8 protein-coding genes are annotated in these 15018 nt (G+C 46.9%); 7 read left to right on the top strand and 1 reads right to left on the bottom strand.

Going from position 1 to position 15018, the window contains the following annotated elements:
• Positions 1-279 precede the first annotated feature (279 nt).
• The 7 genes from BN1360_RS14220 (at position 280) to BN1360_RS14190 (ending at position 7922) form a co-directional block, all read left to right on the top strand.
• Positions 280-1605: a DUF3440 domain-containing protein gene (locus BN1360_RS14220; RefSeq protein ID WP_229521010.1), complete on the top strand. Its 1326-nt coding sequence runs from the start codon at positions 280-282 to the stop codon at positions 1603-1605.
• Complete coding sequence (locus tag BN1360_RS14215) at positions 1583-2041, top strand: GNAT family N-acetyltransferase (protein ID WP_068780515.1); 459 nt, start codon at positions 1583-1585, stop codon at positions 2039-2041. Before BN1360_RS14220 ends, BN1360_RS14215 begins: the two co-directional genes overlap by 23 nt.
• Complete coding sequence (locus BN1360_RS14210) at positions 2010-2678, top strand: IbrB-like domain-containing protein (RefSeq protein WP_082790070.1); 669 nt, start codon at positions 2010-2012, stop codon at positions 2676-2678. Before BN1360_RS14215 ends, BN1360_RS14210 begins: the two co-directional genes overlap by 32 nt.
• Before the next feature lie 331 nt (positions 2679-3009).
• Positions 3010-3747, top strand: coding sequence for a LytR/AlgR family response regulator transcription factor (locus BN1360_RS14205; protein WP_068780687.1), 738 nt, complete (start codon positions 3010-3012; stop codon positions 3745-3747).
• Positions 3737-5089 carry a sensor histidine kinase gene (locus BN1360_RS14200; protein WP_229521009.1) on the top strand — a complete coding sequence of 451 codons (1353 nt, stop codon included), beginning with the start codon at positions 3737-3739 and terminating at the stop codon, positions 5087-5089. Before BN1360_RS14205 ends, BN1360_RS14200 begins: the two co-directional genes overlap by 11 nt.
• A gap of 159 nt (positions 5090-5248) precedes the next feature.
• Positions 5249-7078: an LPXTG cell wall anchor domain-containing protein gene (locus BN1360_RS14195; RefSeq protein WP_068780514.1), complete on the top strand. Its 1830-nt coding sequence runs from the start codon at positions 5249-5251 to the stop codon at positions 7076-7078.
• A gap of 34 nt (positions 7079-7112) precedes the next feature.
• A complete protein-coding gene (locus BN1360_RS14190) occupies positions 7113-7922 on the top strand; it encodes a class B sortase (protein ID WP_068780513.1) in 810 nt (269 codons plus the stop codon).
• A gap of 158 nt (positions 7923-8080) precedes the next feature.
• On the opposite strand, the gene BN1360_RS14185 is transcribed toward BN1360_RS14190, so the two are convergent.
• Positions 8081-15004, bottom strand: a complete 6924-nt coding sequence (locus BN1360_RS14185) for an S-layer homology domain-containing protein (protein WP_229521008.1) — start codon at positions 15002-15004, stop codon at positions 8081-8083.
• Between the last annotated feature and the right edge of the window lie 14 nt (positions 15005-15018).

Below are 15018 nucleotides of genomic sequence, written 5' to 3'. Positions count from 1 at the left end.
TTGATGTTTTCTTAATTAATTGTATGTTTTCAAGATATATTTTCAGGGTTTTCAGGGGCCGTCTTTGTTCCCAATTAATATTTTTTTGTTCTCAATACAATAAAGGCCCAAGGTTTTGTCTAATTTTGAAAAAATTTATCGGAATAATCTTATTCGGAACATCAAAAGATCAATTTGGAACATACTTCCTGTCGAATTATGAGAATTTTGTATGATTTTTATCAGCCGAAGTGGTTTAAGGCAGATATTGTATAAAATTGCGGATTTTTAAGTCTGGAGGTGTTCCAAATCCCCAAGGTATATTCGGCCAAAAATGTATTAACTGCTGCGCGAGAACGATTCAACCTGGTATTCTCCAATTTTGATTCGATTTACCTGTGTGTATCCGGTGGAAAGGACAGCTCTGTCATGCTCCAGCTTTGCGCTGACATTGCCAGACAACAAAATAGAACCTTTAGCGTTTTATTTATTGATTTGGAAGCGCAATATGAAGCAACGATTCAGCATATTGAAGAATTGCGCCGGATTACGGCTGATGTAGTTGAGAACTTTTATTGGTGTTGCTTGCCATTTTCCTTGCGCAACGCAGTATCCGTGATACAGCCTACTTGGATCTGTTGGGATCGTCTGGAACGGAACAAGTGGGTTAGGAACATGCCTGTACATGATTGCGTAATCAATGAGGACAACCTGCCGGAGGACTGGACATGGTTCTATAAAGGGATGGAGTTCGAGGAATTTACGTCTCGTTTCAGTGTTTGGTTTCAGAAGATACATCGTGGGCCTGCTGCAGCGGGTATTGCCATCCGCAGCGATGAGAGCCTTCATCGATTTAATACCATTATTAACAAAACCAAAGATACCTACCTGGGTTATGTCTGGACAACGAAGTTGCGCGCTCCTGATTCACCTAGTCCGATTTATAACTTTTATCCGATATATGATTGGAAAACGGAGGATATCTGGGGAGCGGTAAGCCAGTTGAACCTTGCTTCTAACGACATCTATGAGCTGATGTACAAAAATGGCTTGAGCATTCATCAGCAAAGATTATGCCAACCGTACGGCGATGATCAGCGCAGCGGACTGGACCAGTTCCGCGCCCTGGAGCCCGAAACCTGGGAAAGGGTTGTAAGCCGGGTTCATGGCGTGAACTTTGGCAATATTTACGCCCGTTCTTCTCTGCTCGGAAATATGAAATCGGAAAAACCAGCCGCCATGACCTGGCAGCAATATAGCGTTTTTTTACTGGAAAGCCTTGGCATTTACGCGCCTGAACTGCGGGATCATTATTACCGCAAGATCAAGTCCTTTTTGCGGTGGTGGTCTTTTCACGGCATTCAGCTGGCAAGCATCCCGGATGAAGCAGACCGCAAGCTGGAGGCTCGCAAGAAGCTTCCGACCTGGCGGAGGGTAGCGAGAGCGATCGAGAAGAACGACTTTTGGCTGCGACGGCTCAGTTTTGCCCCCACAAAGTCGGATGTGCAGCATTTGAAGCAGCTCCGGCAGAAGTATCGGAATCTGATCTATTTGGAGGATGCTCAGGACAAATACATGCGCAGGGCAATCACGGAGGATCACTATGGAAACAATTCAGTGCTTTGAGGGAAAATATGATAAAGCCATATTTTACTCCAAGATGGGCCGTTTTTTTGCAGAGGAACGATATATTCGTCAAATGCCTTATTTGCGCAACGAATCCGATAGAATATGGTTTCTCATCGAGAGAAACGGGATGGTTGTCGCTTTTTCCTCGTTAAGGATCATGGACGAGTATATTTTGTTTACTACGGAATATGTAGAGCCCGGGTACCGCAAACAAGGGTTATTCAAGGCTTTGACCGCGGCCCGATTCGCTTACTGTGAAGAGCTCAACATGCCCATTCGAACTTCTACTGCTTTGGAATATATTAAGAATTATTATCTGGAGCAAGGTTTCGAGATCTATCGAACCACCAGAAATTTCTGGTTTTTATTGAGAAGAAGCGACAAGGAGTTGGCCCCGGCCTATGGAAGAAAGTATACAATTATCCGAAGCTAATTCGGAGCTGGAAGCACTGCTGGATAGATTAAAGCAGATGATTAAGCGAATGAGCCTGGAGGAGCAAGTACAAACGCTAAATAAGATTCGAATGCAGCTGCGGACAGTATCCCCCTTTTCCGAACCGGTCGACCTGGTGCAATGGATACGAGCCGATCGAATCTATGCAAATGCTTATAACCCTAACAAAGTAGCTCCTGCAGAAATGAAACTGCTCTACACATCCATCCTTCTGGATGGCTTCACACAGCCGATCGTAGCCTATAAAATCACCGATCATCATTACGAAATTACCGACGGGTTTCATCGCTTACGTATTGGCAAAGAACATCAGGATATTTTAAAAAGAACCTATGGTTATTTGCCCTTAACCATTATCGATAAACCTCTTGCCGAGCGTATGGGATCAACGATCAGGCATAATCGTGCCAGAGGGACGCACCAGATTCGTTCGATGTCCCAAATTGTCCTATCGCTGACTCAGGAAGGATGGAGCGACGAGAAGATTGCCGAGAATCTCGGCATGGAGCCAGATGAGATCATTCGTCTCAAGCAAATCACCGGATTAAAGCAAGCTTTCCAAAATCACGAGTTCTCCAAATCTTGGACTGAATTTGAGAACAAATATTATAAATAAGCACAGAGAGACGGCGGTGTCCGCGACACGCGCCGTCTTTTTTGTTGAATTTTTACTGCACCTTTTTCTCTTTTCCCCCGCCGATAATAACCCTTAATCTATTTTTCAATCCCAAAACAGTATTGTTCACAGAAATTTAAAAGTTTACTGTATTCTTTTTTATATCCTTTTTTCGAATAGATAACTAATATGTTCATATTTCAATAAATTTGTATAATACGATATGCTGCATCTAAAATTTTTAGTGTTAAATCATTTACATTGATTCAGACTATAGACAGAAGAACAGGGCTAGGTTCCTGTCGGATGGGAAAAATGGATGGTGAAAACGATGATAACAATATTTTTATGTGATGATAATAAGGAAACCTTGGACCAATATGCCATGATGATCGGGCAGATTTCCAGCAGAAACAATATAGACGTTTCCATTTCGTCATTCTATAGCGGAGAAGAACTGCTTTTTCATCTTTCCGATTTTCCGAATCAGGCGGATATTATTTACCTCGATATCCTGATGCGCCAAATGAACGGGATGGATACTGCCAAAAAACTTCGCCAGCTTGGATGTAAATCAGAGATTATATTCCTTACCACCAGTGAGGACTATGTATACGAAGCATTTGATATTGCCGCGGTCCAGTATTTGCTCAAATCTTCAACCCCTTCGGACAAGTTCGAACAAGTATTTCTCCGGGCAGTAAGCATGGTTCAGCAGAAAACAAGTGATCTTTTCATATGCGGTTCCGGCAGCAGTCGAACCATTATCCCCATCAAGGATATTGCTTATTTTGAAATCTGGAAAAGAATCGTAACCGTACATTACAGCAAAAATAAAAGCCTGGAGTTCTACTCCACCATGGAGCAGCTGGGCATGCAATTAGCCGGCAAGAATTTCGTTCGCGTCCATCGTTCTTATTTGGTGAATCTTCGCTACATTACCTGGTTTCATCAAAATAGCCTGGTTCTCAAGACAGGTGAGAATATTCCTATAGGGGTGACCTATATGAAAGACGTCAGAAAAACTTTTGCCGACTATGTAAGTGCTGCAAGCATTCATGGCTATTAATGGCAAAGAGATGGTGAAACTCATGATGCCTTTATCATTCGCCCTGTTAATTGTTTATAATGCCTACTATCTGTCCTATTTCAAAAGATACTTTCCGTCAAAAAGAAGCCACTGGCTTTCCTATGTAGCCGCTATCGCCATCAGCACCGGTATCACAGCGATCTCCTATTTATTGCTCGATCACCGATTTGTGGTCTACATCATAATAGGATCTATCATGCTTTCCTATCATTGGCTTTTCCGTGGCAGCCACTTGCAATTTTTATATGTAGGCACCCTTTACATGTTTTCTTTATACAGCAGTAGAGGCATCGTTATTTCGGTTTATGCCATCGCATTTAACAAGAGCATTAAGGAGGTTCTTGAGCAAGACACTTACTATTACACCACATTCATACTTGCTGTTCTTCTTTCCATACTGTCCAATCTGCTTACCCGCAGGCTAATCGTCTCGGATTTAAGAGCCAGACAGCTGCTATATAACAGGGAACAACTCAAGTTTGTGATCATTTACCTGTTCCTTCAATTGGTCTATCTTACGCTTGTAAACGATGGACGTTTCCTTGGCTTGAAACAAGCCTGGTTCACAGATTTATATTGTATTTCCTGCGTTGTAGGTAAATTGTGGCTGATATTCATCTTTAATCATACATCCAAAGTATCAGAGCTGTTCGAATATGAACTTCATACCCGCCAGCTGGAGGAGCAGCTATCCCGCCAAATGCACCATTATCAATCCTATCGCCGGTTTACGGAGAGCTTTCGCGCATTTCAGCATGACTATAACAATATGATGAACTCAATGAAAAACTTGCTGCAGAACCAGGAGTATGAGCAGGCGGCCCGGATGCTGGGCAATATTCATGATACGATGCATAAAAATGTACAAATTCATCGAACCTACTCCAACAATGTCCTCCTCGATGCTATTTTGCAGGATGCAGCCAACACTTGTGAAGGCAAAGGGATCTTTTTTTCGGCTATGGCCCACCTCCCCGAAAGTATCTCATTAACCGAACTGGAAATCGTCCGTATTTTCACGAATGTAATAGATAATGCCATTGACGCCTGCGATAAAGTATCCGGTCCTGACCGATTCATTAAGATTACCAGCGGAAACACTTACGATTGGACGACCATTGAGGTTTCTAATTCATTTGATGGTCATTTGCTGATGAAGGGTAGCGAACTGCTGTCTACCAAAGAGAACAAAGAATTTCACGGTCTCGGTCTGAAAATTGTAAAGGAAACCATAGAGGGTTTGGGTGGACTGGTGCATCTGGATCCTGATTCTGAGCAAGGCATCTTTCAAATAAAGCTCATTCTACCGACATCCCCCTAAACCTCTTATGGACAGGTTGAACAAGAGGACAACGCTTTCAAATCTCCCCTCCTATAAATTCAGCACAAAAAACGATGAATTCGGAACATTCACCTCTAAAACGAGAGGAATTTATCATTAGATTGGATTGGCAAAATATTAGCTTTAGGAGGCCAAGAAATGAGATCACCAGTATTTAGGGCCAGTTCCATCATCTCCGGGTTTTTGTTAATTCCTCTTTTATTTTCCGCTTCTCCTCTATATGTCAATGCGGAAGATGCGGTTCCGGAAATATCGGATCGGATGGATAGCGCTCCTCCGGACCAGGCACAGGATTCTCCGGCATCAGCAAGTATTTCTGAGTTCCCAACCGAAGGTTATGAGCAGTCAGTAACCCCAGTTGAAGCGGAAGAAGAACCTGACTTTTCGGAAGCAACTGCCATATCTAATAGTTCGCGCAATGTTTTCTTTACCCTGGAGTCATCCAAGACGGCTATGTACGACTTAAATACTCCTAGCCTCAAAACACTGACGGTTGTTCATTATCCGGATGCCATTGATGATTCACTGACAGGAAGTTTCGGTATAGCACTCGTACCGGCCCTACTCAGCCAGAGCACGACGATACTACATTTCCCGAACCAGCAAAAGCTGCTTCTCGATGGCATTCCAGAGCCAATCGTCTATCAAGCTGCAAGTACGAATTGGCCGGAATTCCTGGATAGACAGGAGGAGTTTTTATCTGGCGAAGAGCTTTCAATAATATTAGCCATCTCCTACTCTACCGACGGCGGGGCTACCTTTTCCGAAATCCCGCCAAATCCTATTAGCAGTACAAATGCGATTCGCGTAGAGCATCACAGCATGATTCCTAATTCCATAGCACTTGGCACCGAACCTCTCGACTTGAAATTGGCAAGCACTTATCAACCGTTAACCATAAACATAAGTTTTCCTATGAAGCTCGCAGACAATAATATAACAACGGGGGAATTTAATGGCGCTGTCGCTCTGATGGAAGAGTGGAAGCTGGTAACTTCGATCTACGAATCCATGTCTACGGTTGAAGTCCCAATAACTACAATCCTATCTTCCCCTCAAATCCACGGCATTGTTCGTCAAGTGGAACTGCCCGAAGGGGCGGGCATGGATTGGAATCAGGGCAGCAGCTTGTCCGGCCAGACAGTGGAACTGCTTGAAGAGAGCAGCAATAATGTCATTGCAACAACGGTCACCGATAAGAATGGCGAATACGCCTTCTCACATATTGCTACCACAAGAAGGCTTCAGGTAAGAATCAATAATGAAGATGGACTAGTCTTTTTTGCAGATCCTAATACGGACCCAGGCAGCTATCAGCAAAAGAATACAGTGCCTGTTGGCGGAGTTACGGATATGGACAGGGCTAATCAGCAGCTTAACGGCTTATTCTCAATGGTTGCCAACTGGCTCAATAACCAGTATTCACATATCCCTGTCAATACTGATACGGTATGGAAAAACAACGATATTGATGAATCCGCGCGGATCAGTCAGGATGTCAATTTTATGATTGTAAGCAAATCAGCAAGTGAAGCCGGCAATTCAAAACCGGATGACAATGCTGACAATAATACTTCTATCTTCACTCCGGGCCATAACTCGCCTGATACAGGCGATGCAACTATTGCTAACGATAACACTCCAGACACCATTGATGTCTCCAATCCAAACACCAGTTCACCGACTATAGACAACACCTCTAATCCTGGTGACAGCATTCCGGCTACGGTTGATATCTCTGATCCTGACAGCAATGGTACCAATAGTCCTTCTGCTGATAATCCGAATCATCCATTGCAGGATTCCTCGCCACCGTCAGTCATTATAGAACCTGTGGAAATACCGACAAGCAGTAGTGAACTTGACGAAATACCGCAAACGGGAGATTCGGATATATCATGGACTTATTATGCATCCCTGATGCTGCTGTCAATTGCTGTTTTTTTCAAGCTTGGACGCAGGAAATAACATCATACAAAGTACGGAAAGGCGGTAAGAACCTATGAACAGACGCAAAGCCATCCTTGTCGCCTTTTTCAGTATGACCTTCCTGTATTCCCTGATTCACCTTGGAATTTATACGTATGATCACTACCATACAGCTTATATAGTTAAAGGGTTGGAGCGGCAAATGAACTCCTCTGCTGCTCCAGCCCTTGTACTTCATTCAGAAACCTCTGAGGTTGGCGTAGAAAAAGCCCGACAGGCAGTACTCCCTCAGCTTGGTTCCTTAGCTCGGCAGAATCAGGATATCGCTGGTTGGCTCAGTATTGAGGGGACCCCGATTCATTACCCTGTTATGCATACCCCGCAAGATGCGGAATTTTACCTGGATCATGGCTTCGACCGACGTAAAAGCAAAAGTGGCCTCCCTTTTTTGGACTCCCGCTCCAGCATAGCAGAACCAACCACAAACTGGATCATCCATGGACACAATATGAAGAATGGAAGCATGTTTCACGCGTTGACCTATTACAAGAATAAAGACTATTACGAAAAGCACCCCATCATTCAGTTTGACACTCTCTATGAGCATGGGGAATATGAAGTTATCGCTGTGATTCTTTCCAAGGTATACCGCAAGGATGAACAGGTCTTCAAGTACTATCAATTTATAAACGCAGAGACAAAAACAGAATTTGATGCCTTCATTCAAAATATAAAACAGCTCGCTCTTTATAATACGGGGATATCGGCCGAGTATGGGGATCAGCTTATAACCCTCTCAACATGCGAATATTCCAATGATAATGGACGTTTGGCAGTCATAGCTCGAAGGTCTCAGAGCAATTCCTCCAAGAGAACCAATTAGTTTTCCCTTCCTTTGATTCAGGACTGGTGCCAGATTTTCTCCGCCAGTAAATTCAATTATCTTTATGCTTGGATTGTCTTACCGCGTTTTGGGTTTGCTTATATAAGCCAAGAAGAGGGGGCCATTGTGGCCACCCTCTTCTTTACTTATAGGTTTGCTTATTCCATATAACCTTGGATGAAACGCATCAGAATCGTCGCAACCTCCGCACGAGTCGAATAGCCTTTCGGCACGAGCGTCGTATTGGAACGCCCCTTAACGATGCCTTCGGCATTCGCCCAGCTCATGGCTGTATATGCCCAACTGCTAATGCTTGACGCATCATCATAAGCAGCCAGCTCCGATCTCTTCGTTACATCGTATCCTTTGTACACCGCAAAGTTATACAGAATTAATGCCATCTGTTCACGCGTTACGTTATCATTTGTCCCGAATCGACCGCCGCCATATCCAGTGGCAAAACCATTCGCATTGGCCCAAATGATCGCATTTGTGTACCATTCTCCGTTTTTCACATCCGTGAAACTATTGGTCCCCTTCACTACAGGTGAGCCCTCAAGACGATAAAGTACTGTCACCAGCATCGCACGCGTCATTGGCAGATTCGGGCTAAACGTTGTCGCAGTTGTCCCATTAAATAGTCCTCTGACTACACTGAACTCTACAGCCTTGTAGAACCAGTCTGACTCTTTCACGTCGATAAAAGGATTCTTCCAGACAACTACGCTGTCACCTGTGTTATCCTCTGTAGTGTCACTAGTACTGTCATCTATATTGCCACCTGCAATGTCTCCAGTATTACTATCTGTATTGCCGCCTGCGTTGCCACCTGTAATACCTCCTACATTACCTCCTGTGCTGCCGCCTGCGTTACCTGTTTCTTGGCCTGAACCTGGTTGTTCACCTGGTTGCTCTCCCGGTTGTTCTCCCGGTTGCTCGCCTGGCTGTTCACCAACGATAGTTCCATCTTCATTTACGATGGAGCCGGATGGTACGGTCACTGTTTCCCCGTTTGGCAGTTCTACAATTATCATGCCGTCCTCGCCATCTGTTACGATCGAACCTGATGGTACCGTTACTGTTGAACCGCTTGGCAGTTCTACAGTTACTGTTCCATCTCCGTTATCTACAACAACCGAGCCATTTGGTACGGTTACCGTTGAACCACTTGGCAGTTCTACGGTTACTGTCCCATCTTCGTTATCTGTTACAACTGAGCCGTCCGGGACAGTTACGCTCGGACCACTTGGTTGTTCGCCTGGTTGCTCTCCCGGCTGCTCTCCTGGTTGTTCACCTGGCTGTTCGCCCGGTTGTTCGCCTGGCTGTTCTCCCGGTTGTTCACTAACGATAGTTCCATCTTCATTTACGATGGAGCCGGATGGTACGGTCACTGTTTCCCCGTTTGGCAGTTCTACAATTACCATGCCGTCCTCGCCATCTGTTACGATCGAACCTGATGGTACCGTTACTGTTGAACCGCTTGGCAGCTCTACAGTTACTGTTCCATCTCCGTTATCTATAACAATCGAGCCATTTGGTACCGTCACCGTTGAACCACTTGGAAGTTCTACGGTTACTGTCCCATCTTCGTTATCTGTTACAACTGAGCCGTCCGGGACAGTTACGCTCGGACCACTTGGTTGTTCTCCTGGTTGCTCGCCCGGCTGCTCTCCTGGTTGTTCACCTGGCTGTTCGCCCGGTTGCTCACCTGGCTGTTCGCCTGGTTGTTCGCCTGGCTGTTCGCCCGGTTGCTCTCCCGGTTGTTCGCCTGGTTGCTCACCTGGCTGTTCTCCCGGTTGTTCGCCTGGTTGTTCTCCCGGTTGTTCGCCCGGTTGCTCACCTGGCTGTTCTCCCGGTTGTTCTCCCGGTTGCTCACCTGGCTGTTCACCCGGTTGTTCACCTGGCTGTTCGCCCGGTTGCTCACTAACGATAGTTCCATCTTCATTTACAATGGAGCCGGATGGTACGGTCACTGTTTCCCCGCTTGGCAGTTCTACAATTACCATGCCGTCCTCGCCATCTGTTACGATCGAACCTGATGGTACCGTTACTGTTGAACCGCTTGGCAGTTCTACAGTTACTGTTCCATCTCCGTTATCTACAACAACCGAGCCATTTGGTACGGTTACCGTTGAACCACTTGGAAGTTCTACGGTTACTGTTCCATCTCCGTTATCCGTTACAGTTGAGCCACCTGGAACTGTTACTGTTGGGCCACTCGGGATCTCTACGGTTACTGTTCCATCCCCGTTATCCGTTACGACCGAACCATCCGGGACGGTTACCGTCGAACCGCTTGGCAGTTCTACGGTTACTGTGCCATCCTCATTGTCCGTTACGGTAGAGCCGTCCGGGACAGTTACTGTCGGGCCACTCGGAACCTCTACAGTGACTGTGCCATCCTCATTATCCGTTACGGTTGAACCACCTGGGACCGTTACTGTCGGGCCACTTGGAACCTCTACAGTGACTGTTCCATCTTCGTTATCCGTTACAGTTGAGCCACCTGGAACTGTTACTGTCGGGCCACTTGGAACCTCTACAGTGACTGTTCCATCCTCATTGTCCGTTACGGTAGAGCCGTCCGGGACAGTTACTGTTGGGCCACTCGGGACCTCTACGGTTACTGTGCCGTCTTCGTTATCTGTTACAACTGAGCCGTCCGGGACAGTTACGCTCGGACCACTTGGTTGTTCTCCTGGTTGCTCTCCCGGCTGCTCTCCTGGTTGTTCACCTGGCTGTTCGCCCGGTTGCTCACCTGGCTGTTCACCCGGTTGTTCACCTGGTTGTTCACCTGGCTGTTCGCCTGGTTGCTCACCAACGATAGTTCCATCTTCATTTACAATGGAGCCGGATGGTACGGTCACTGTTTCCCCGCTTGGCAGTTCTACAATTACCATGCCGTCCTCGCCATCTGTTACGATCGAACCTGATGGTACCGTTACTGTTGAACCGCTTGGCAGTTCTACAGTTACTGTTCCATCTCCGTTATCTATAACAATCGAGCCATTTGGTACCGTCACCGTTGAACCACTTGGAAGTTCTACGGTTACTGTCCCATCTTCGTTATCTGTTACAACTGAGCCGTCCGGGACAGTTACGCTCGGACCACTTGGTTGTTCTCCTGGTTGCTCTCCCGGCTGCTCTCCTGGTTGTTCACCTGGCTGCTCGCCCGGTTGCTCACCAACGATAGTTCCATCTTCATTTACAATGGAGCCGGATGGTACGGTCACTGTTTCCCCGTTTGGCAGTTCTACAATTACCATGCCGTCCTCGCCATCTGTTACGATCGAACCTGATGGTACCGTTACTGTTGAACCGCTTGGCAGCTCTACAGTTACTGTTCCATCTCCGTTATCTATAACAATCGAGCCATTTGGTACCGTCACCGTTGAACCACTTGGAAGTTCTACGGTTACTGTCCCATCTTCGTTATCTGTTACAACTGAGCCGTCCGGGACAGTTACGCTCGGACCACTTGGTTGTTCTCCTGGTTGCTCTCCCGGCTGCTCTCCTGGTTGTTCACCTGGCTGTTCGCCCGGTTGCTCACCTGGCTGTTCACCCGGTTGTTCACCAACGATAGTTCCATCTTCATTTACAATGGAGCCGGATGGTACGGTCACTGTTTCCCCGCTTGGCAGTTCTACAATTACCATGCCGTCCTCGCCATCTGTTACGATTGAACCAGACGGTATCGTTACTGTCGAACCGCTTGGCAGTTCTACAGTTACTGTTCCATCTCCGTTATCTGTTACAACCGAGCCATTCGGTACAGTTACCGTTGAACCACTTGGCAGTTCTATGGTTACTGTGCCATCCCCGTTATCCGTTACGACCGAACCATCCGGGACGGTTACCGTCGAACCGCTTGGCAGTTCTATGGTTACTGTTCCGTCCTCATTATCCGTTACGGTTGAGCCACCTGGGACCGTTACTGTCGGGCCACTCGGAACCTCTACAGTGACTGTGCCATCCTCGTTATCCGTTACGGTTGAGCCTTCCGGGACGGTTACTGTTGGGCCGCTTGGGACCTCCACAGTGACTGTGCCGTCTTCGTTATCCGTTACGTTCGAACCAGACGGTACGGTTACTGTCGAACCACTTGGCAGTTCTACAGTTACTGTGCCATCTCCATTATCCGTGATGGTAGAACCATCCGGTGCGGTCACGGTTGGTGTCATTGGGAAAACAACATCAAAAGTTAATTCTCTACCAAGCTCATCAACTGTGATGTTGGTTACTACTCCGCCATCTACCGTAATACTAGGTACGATCAATGGCCATTTGTAGTTACCCCCGGAGGTCAATACAACAGCTGCTCGGTAAACCGTTCCTGAAGCAAACACGCCGTTGTGAACTCCTCCGTTTGTTTCGTCATACCAAGTTAGACTAGTCCCTGTAAATCCGTCTCCGTCAGCTACCTCAGCTTGAGGTGTCTCTCCGATGACTGGAGCCTTCATGACGATGCTCTGATCCCCTAAAGTGATAAATTCCGTAGCAGGGAACTCAACGTCAAAAGTCAGGGTATTGCCGGCACCCGTACCCGTTACTTTCATATTGGATACTGTACCATTCACTGAAATATACATCGTTGTTGGCCAACTATAAGTATTCAATGATTTCAGTTTTACTGTTGCCGAATACTTCGTATTTCCAGCAAACGTGCTGCCAGCAAAATCCTCGCCGCCATTTGTCTTGTTGTACCAGGTGATTGTACCTGTAAACTTAACATCCGAAACCGCCGTTTGAGGAGCTTCTCCCGTTTTCGGAGCGACGATGTTAACCTTAATTGTCTCCGCTAGTGTCTGCGCATTCTCGTCATGACTTCTGCGAATATAACGGGCACCATATGCCCCATAATTATTGCTGGATGGCGTTACGAGAACCTCTTCTTCTATCTCGCCAGAAGGTGGCAAGTAGAAAAACAGATTGCCGTTCACCTTGCTGTCATTCGGCAGCATTCTCACATCTTTAATACCATAAACACCTGATTGTGCGTCCGGAAGATCTGCACAATCCACTCCATTAATACTGGCTGCCGCCACATATTGATCACTGTGTCGAAGAACAGTAAGGGTATTAAGGTAAACCGCTTGACCCGCACTGTTGACAGGCCTTGGAGAGACGCTGGTTACCGAGTTACTGTTGGTAGCCTGAACTGAACCGCCATCTATAGTAATCTCGCCGACAACACCGTCGCTGCCTTTGCCGATACCATTACCGTCGGAACCGCCTTTAGCGGTGATAGTACCACCGGAAATTAAAATGCTGTCTACTGCATTTTTCGCCCAAGGACCTCCGCCAATGCCTGCGGAGCCTTGACCGCCGGTCGCAACGATCTGGCCGCCAGCAATGCTGATATTGCCAATGCTTCCGCTGTCGTTTCTGCCGATACCGATCCCAGCTCCACCGCCGGATAAAAGAATACCGTCGCGATTACCGCCAGTTGCAGTTATAGTCCCGCCATTGATTTTGATACTGCCAATTGTCCCGGAAGAACCCGGGCCAGTGCCAATACCTGCTGCTGCAGGACCACCGACCGCTTCTACAGTACCGCCGTTGATCGTAATACGATCAATTTGGCCGTGTAAGTCTGAAGTAGCATCTGATGCGCTAAGGCCAATGCCCGCTCCACCACCGCTTCCAAGAAGACTGCTGCCGCCATTGGCAGTAATAACCCCGCCATTAATCGTAATACCGCTCATGATCCCGTTGGATCCTCCGGCGCCGATGCCTGGAGCAAAACGACCGCCATTGGCAATGATCCGACCGCTATTGATAGCAATATTTCCGACTGTGTTCGATTCCCCGCCGCCGATACCGGCGCCGCTCACACCGCCATTCGCGGTCAAGCTTGCGTTGGCATCATCCGCCGCGCCTGAAATCGTCAAATTGCTGCCAAACGATATGCCTATCGCTGCACCATAGCCTTGCTGTCCTAGTGTCGTATGTCCACTTGTGATAATATTTTCCCCTTTGAAAACAAGGGCATTATCACCGGATACAAAATACAAAGGTGCCGGGCCTTGTCTGGCATCATAAGTACTTTTGTGCTGGTCATCCGATTTGACCTGCAGATTTTCAATCGTAATCTTGTTATTTCCCTCAAACCGGAAAGCTACCTTATCAAACGTCTTGCCTGCTACCCCTTTTATGGTAACCGTCTCATCCTTAGGTATCGAGACTGTGGTTACCTCGTCTGTAGGACGTAATTGACTCAGATCGATAGTAATCGAGGAAGCTCCGAGATTGATTCTCTCTTGAATAGCCGATTCAATAGCTCTATTCAACTCGTTCCAGATACTTACTACCACGGATATAGATATATTAGATCCCGGTGCAGGGCCCGGATCCGGCACAGATTCTGGATCGTCTTCGACTTCACCAGCCGCTGTAGCAGGAAACTCTACATCAAAAGTCAAGGTATTGCCAACACCAGTGCCATTCACCTTCGTATTGGATACAGATCCACCATCTACCATGACATAAGTAGGTGGCCAGCTGTAGCTATTGATAGCCCTCAACTCGACCGATGCTTTATAGACAGTTTCTCCTGCAAATTTACCTTTAAGCACTCCGCCATTCGTCACGTCATGCCAGGTAATTGCACCCGTGTACATCGCGCCTGAGAGTTCTTTTTGCGGTGTGCCTCCAGTTTCAGGAGATAGAATTTCGAGTTTGAGCGTCTCCGCCAAGGTCTGTGCGTTACTGTCATGATTCCCCCGGACATAACTGGCTCCATAAGTACCATAAGTAATGCTTGCTGGCGTTACGAGAATCTCTTCATCCACTTCCCCGGAAGTCGGCAGATAGAAATACAATACGCCGTTCGTCTTGATATCATTAGGCAGAGTCTTCACATCGTGAATGCCATAGATACCTGCCTGCGCATTAGGCTCACCCGCGAAATCAACACCGTTCAAGCTTCCTGCAGCCACATATTCGTTAATATGGTTCGGAATCGTCAGCGTATTGAGATAGACTCCATATCCCGCGCTGTTGCTTGGGCTAGGGAACACACTGGTCGCCGACTTGCTGTCAAGCGCCTTGACAGACCCGCCGTTAATGGTAATGCTGCCCACAGCGCTGTTATTGC

Origin of the sequence: Paenibacillus sp. GM2 (assembly GCF_900069005.2) — a bacterium.
Lineage (GTDB): Bacteria > Bacillota > Bacilli > Paenibacillales > Paenibacillaceae > Fontibacillus.
This window is presented reverse-complemented; position numbering and strand designations above follow the sequence as displayed.

Excerpts from the sequence above, each read along its gene's own strand:
- BN1360_RS14215 (WP_068780515.1), top strand. The coding sequence starts at position 1,583 with ATGGAAACAATTCAGTGCTTTGAGGGAAAATATGATAAAGCCATATTT.
- BN1360_RS14210 (WP_082790070.1), top strand. The coding sequence starts at position 2,010 with ATGGAAGAAAGTATACAATTATCCGAAGCTAATTCGGAGCTGGAAGCA.
- BN1360_RS14205 (WP_068780687.1), top strand. The coding sequence starts at position 3,010 with ATGATAACAATATTTTTATGTGATGATAATAAGGAAACCTTGGACCAA.
- BN1360_RS14200 (WP_229521009.1), top strand. The coding sequence starts at position 3,737 with ATGGCTATTAATGGCAAAGAGATGGTGAAACTCATGATGCCTTTATCA.
- BN1360_RS14195 (WP_068780514.1), top strand. The coding sequence starts at position 5,249 with ATGAGATCACCAGTATTTAGGGCCAGTTCCATCATCTCCGGGTTTTTG.
- BN1360_RS14190 (WP_068780513.1), top strand. The coding sequence starts at position 7,113 with ATGAACAGACGCAAAGCCATCCTTGTCGCCTTTTTCAGTATGACCTTC.